5 protein-coding genes are annotated in these 4,598 nt (G+C 73.2%); 1 reads left to right on the top strand and 4 read right to left on the bottom strand.

Going from position 1 to position 4,598, the window contains the following annotated elements:
* The 4 genes from AOK16_RS21520 to AOK16_RS28660 all read right to left on the bottom strand — a co-directional run.
* Window positions 1–1,747 (bottom strand): chromosome segregation SMC family protein (locus AOK16_RS21520; RefSeq protein ID WP_157859295.1); only part of this gene is annotated, 1,747 nt, incomplete at its 3' end.
* A 186-nt stretch (window positions 1,748–1,933) separates the two neighbouring features.
* On the bottom strand, window positions 1,934–2,146 hold the full coding sequence (locus AOK16_RS21515; RefSeq protein ID WP_055473830.1) for a hypothetical protein: 213 nt from the start codon (window positions 2,144–2,146) through the stop codon (window positions 1,934–1,936).
* 415 nt (window positions 2,147–2,561) lie between these two features.
* Window positions 2,562–2,843: an acylphosphatase gene (locus AOK16_RS21510; RefSeq protein WP_055473829.1), complete on the bottom strand. Its 282-nt coding sequence runs from the start codon at window positions 2,841–2,843 to the stop codon at window positions 2,562–2,564.
* A gap of 305 nt (window positions 2,844–3,148) precedes the next feature.
* A complete protein-coding gene (locus AOK16_RS28660) occupies window positions 3,149–3,502 on the bottom strand; it encodes a hypothetical protein (RefSeq protein WP_240483684.1) in 354 nt (117 codons plus the stop codon).
* Between AOK16_RS28660 and AOK16_RS28655 the strand changes: the two genes are divergently transcribed.
* Entirely contained in the window at window positions 3,486–3,842 is a 357-nt protein-coding gene (locus AOK16_RS28655; protein ID WP_240483683.1) for a CAP domain-containing protein, read from the top strand. The genes AOK16_RS28660 and AOK16_RS28655 overlap by 17 nt on opposite strands.
* The last annotated feature ends 756 nt before the right edge of the window (window positions 3,843–4,598 follow it).

The following is a 4,598-nucleotide window of genomic DNA, read 5'->3' as shown; positions in this document are numbered from 1 at the left end:
CCGGGGCGGCCGCGGGGACATCCACCGCCCCCTTCGCCAGTAGGATCGCCGCCCGACCGGCGTCCTGCTCCCGCAGCAGGCGGATCGCGTCGGCCGCCGTGGCGGGGTCGGAGACGGCGACGGCGTCGGCGGCGGCGCCGAGGGCGGCGGCCACGGGGATCTCGAAGCCGGGGGTGACGGTGAGGAGTTCGGCGGCCGGGCCCAGCAGGCCGGTGAGCCGGTCGGCGGCGCCCAGCAGCGCGCCCGTACCGTCCTTGCGGCGCAGCCCGAGCGCCAGCGCGTCGTGGCGGGCCGCGGTCGCGGCGCGCCTGCGCTCGGCGGCCGTGGCCGCCTCGCGGGCGGCGGAGAGCTCCGCCTCGGCCTCGGCCAGCGCCCGCTTCGCGGCCTCGTGCCGCCCGGCCAGCTCCTCCTCGCCCGCGTCCAGCCCGTCGACCTCGGCCTTGAGCTGCTCGTACTCCTCCTGAGCCGCGACCGCGCGCTGCTCGGCCCCGTCGCGCGCGTCGGCCAGCCGCTCGATCTCGGCCTGGGCCGAACCGGCCCGGCTGCGGGCCGCGTTGACCTGCCCGTGCAGCCGGGCCAGGCCCTCGCGCCGGTCGGCGATGGCGCGGGCGACGTCCTTCAGCCGCCGCTCCTCCCCCGCCAACTCGCGCTCCAGTTCGGCACGGTGGGCGACGGTGTCCTCCAGCGCCCGACCGGCCGCCTCCAACGCGGCCTCCAGCTCCGCCTCCTGCTCGCGGATCCGGGCGGCCTCGCGCTCCATGTCCTCGGGGTCGCGCCCGCGCCGCTCCTCCATCGGCGGCGCGCTCGCGCTCTTCACGCGCGCGTCCGCGAGGCTGATCGTGCCGCGCACCCGCTCGGCGAGCTGCGACAGCTCGTACCAGGTCTGCTGGGCGCGCTGGAGCCGGGGGGCGAGGGCCCGGACCTCCTCCTCCAGGGCCGCCTCGCGCTGGAGCGCCGCCCGCAACTCCGCCTCGGCGGCCTCCTTGCGCTCCTTGAGCGCCGCCTCGTCGGCGACCTCGGCGCGCAGCGCCTCGCGCAGGGTCACCAGGTCGTCGGCCAGCAGCCGCAGCCGGGCGTCGCGCAGGTCGGCCTGGATGACGGCGGCCCGCCGCGCCACCGCGGCCTGCCGTCCGAGCGGCTTGAGCTGGCGCCGCAGTTCGTCGGTCAGGTCCTGTACGCGGGCCAGGTTCGCCTGCATCGCGTCCAGCTTCCGCAGCGCCTTCTCCTTGCGCTTGCGGTGCTTGAGGACGCCCGCCGCCTCCTCGATGAAGGCCCGGCGGCCCATCGGGTCGGCGTGCAGTACGGAGTCGAGCTGGCCCTGGCCGACGATGACGTGCATCTCGCGGCCGATGCCGGAGTCGGACAGCAGGTCCTGGATGTCGAGCAGCCGGCAGGTGTCGCCGTTGATCTGGTACTCGCTGCCGCCGTTGCGGAACATGATCCGCGTGATGGTCACTTCGGCGTACTCGATGGGCAGCGCACCGTCGGAGTTGTCGATCGTGAGGGAGACCTCGGCGCGCCCGAGCGGCGGACGGCCGGTCGTCCCGGCGAAGATGACGTCCTCCATCTTCCCGCCGCGCAGCGACTTCGCACCCTGCTCGCCCATGACCCAGGACAGCGCGTCCACGACGTTCGACTTGCCGGAGCCGTTGGGGCCCACGACGCACGTGATGCCGGGCTCGAAGCGCAACGTCGTGGCCGAGGCGAAGGACTTGAATCCGCGCAGGGTCAGGCTCTTGAGGTGCACGCCGTCGGACTCTACCTTCGCGTTCGGACTTCCCCACGGAGTTTCACCGCAGGAAACGCAGGGCACATCAGTCGGTAAGGAAGGGCCCCACAACTGGGCTGGAAAGGAAGAAGGGACGCCGAGGCGTCCCTTGCAGATTCTCTAGCGGCTGACGGACAGCCTGACCGGCCGATCGCACTGGCTGGGTCAGGTGAGCGCAGGCTCCGCCTTGGGTACGTCGATGTCGATGCTGTCGAGCAGCGAGTCACCGTGGTGCGCGGCAGCGGACAGCGCGTCGTTCTCGGCCTGGATCCTTACGAGCTCGGATTCGAGGTCCTGGACACGCTGCTGAAGCCGTCGCATCTCGGCGAGGAGTCGCGGGTCGGAGCCGCCGACGTAACCGAGAAGCGCCTTTGCCATGATGGATGGTCCTCCACAATGAGTGACCGACCGAAGCGGTGTGGGTCGTGAGGGATTTCGCACCCGCGGTTCGCTCGCCACCGGTGTTCTCAATGGCAAACACGTAGGGTGCGCGGGGATTCCAGCGTCTCACCAATTGGTTTGACGGTCAACACGATCACGCCCTGTATCGCAGGGCGGCCTGGGGCGCGCGGCGGGAAACGTCTGCGGCGCTGCTCTCTCCAGGTGGCCCGCGGGGCGCGGCGATCATCCTTGGGACCGCAGCCTTGCACGGCGGCGCGTTCTTGGCAACCATCGGGTTCCCCAGCAGGTCATCGCACGATCGCCACCGCCCCGGACGCCCTCGGGCCGGGCCCGCGGAGCGCCGCCGGGAGATCGCGGAGACCGTATGGGTACGGCCGGGCACCCGGTGCGCTCAGCGGATGTCGAAGCCCTCGTAGCCACCGCGCGGTGTGTCCCAGATCTCCGTCACTCCTGCGACCCGGCCGGGCGTGTCACCGGAGGCGAGCCAGCCGAGCAGCTTCTCGCAGTTCTCCCGCGGGCCCTCGGCGACGACCTGGACGCGGCCGTCGCCCAGGTTGGAGGCGAAGCCGGCGAGGCCGCCGATCTCCAGGGCCTCGGCGCGGGTGAACCAGCGGAAGCCCACGCCCTGGACGCGGCCGCGGACCCAGGCGGTCAGCCGGACATCTTCGTTCATGTGGGCAAGCTAACCGGCCAATTGCCCACCGGGCACATCACCCCCGTCCGCTATGGCGTACAGTCCCGGGGCAATGGCCATCACCCGAACGGGTGATGCGTGTTGACCCGAAGGTTGAGGAGGGCAGCGATGGGCCGTCATAGACGGACCGCTCCCGCGCCACCGCCGAGGGACGCCGACGCCCGCCGCGGCAGTGTCCGCCGGGGCGCCGCACCGGTGGTACGGACCGGGATGCTGGGGGTGTCAGCCGCCGTGGCGGTGGGCGCCGTCGCCATGGCCTCCGGGCTGCTGCCCGGCGGAAACACCTACACGACCGGCAGCAGCGGCGACTCCGCGGACCGGGTCCGCGCGAGCGACCTGCCGACGCCGGAGACACAGGGCGCGCCGTCGGGGACACCGAGCGAGCACGAGTCCGGCGCGCCGGCGAGCCGCTCCTCGGGGCGCTCGAAGTCGCCGAGCGCCACCCCCTCCCGGACCCGGGCCGAGGACCGGCCCTCGGCGATTCCCTCGCAGCGGTCCGCCTCGCCCGCGGAGCGTACGAGCGCGGCCCCGACCCCGTCCCGTACGGCCAAGCCCTCGGCTCCGCCGAAGTCCGAGCCCGCGCCGAAGGCGCCCAGCGGGGAGTCGGCGGCGGAGGCGCGGGTGCTGAAGCTGGTCAACCAGGAGCGGGCGCAGGCCGGGTGCAGTCCGGTGCGGGTGGACGCCGAACTCGCGGAGCTGGCCGGGCTGTTCAGTACAGACATGGCCGAGCGCGGGTTCTTCGACCACACCGACCCGGACGGCAACTCCCCCTGGGACCGGGCCGAGGCGCTGGGGATCGGCGGGCTGGGCGGCGAGAACATAGCGCGCGGCCAGCAGAGCGCCGAGGCCGTGATGCAGATCTGGATGAACAGTCCGGGCCACCGCGCCAACATCCTCAACTGCGACTACAAGACCCTCGGCGTCGGCGTGCACTTCGGCAGCGGCGGGCCGTGGTGGACCCAGGACTTCGGGTTCTGAGCCACCGGGCTGCGGCTTCAGGGCTCTGAGCCGCCGGGCTACGGCTTCGGGTTCCGGGTCACCGGCTACGGCGAGGGCCTGCGGCGCGGGACCGTCGCCCGCCACAGCCGTACGCAGGACAGCAGCGCGGCGGCGAGCAGCAGGCCGTTGCGGAGCAGTACGACTGTGACGCCCTGCCACGAACCGTCCAGGACCGCGCCGAAGAACAGCGGGTAGTCGACGGTGGTGGTCGCGGCCGCCGGCAACAGCAGGACCGCCGTGGGCCGTTGGGTGGTCTGGCCCACGGTCAGGCACACGGCGGCGAGGCCGATCAGCCAGATCAGGTACTGCGGGCTGATGACCCGGCTGGTGACCGTGAACAGCAGTACGGCGGCCAGCGNNGCATCCGCCACAGCAGCAGCCAGCCGAAGGCCGCCGCGGTGAGCAGCAACGAGGCCAGGGCCACCTCGGGCACGTACGGGCCGATGAACTCGAACGAGCCGTACTGGTGCCGGACTCCGCCCGGCCAGCCGAGCAGCCGGGCCGTGTGCAGCACGGCGCCGCCCATGGACTCGATCTCCACACCCCGCTCCTGCTGGGCGAGGAAGAAGTCGAACGCGCCCCGGAACGCGGTGCCCAGGAGCAGGAGCAGGGCGCCGGCCGAGGCCGCGAGGGCGAGCCAGGCGTCGCGGGTGGTGCGGCCGCGGGGCGTGCCGAGGACGGTCAGCACCGGCCATACCTTGATCACCGTGGCGAGTCCGGCCAGCGCGCCGCCGA

This window comes from Streptomyces pathocidini (assembly GCF_001418495.1).
Taxonomy (GTDB): domain Bacteria; phylum Actinomycetota; class Actinomycetes; order Streptomycetales; family Streptomycetaceae; genus Streptomyces; species Streptomyces pathocidini.
This window is presented reverse-complemented; position numbering and strand designations above follow the sequence as displayed.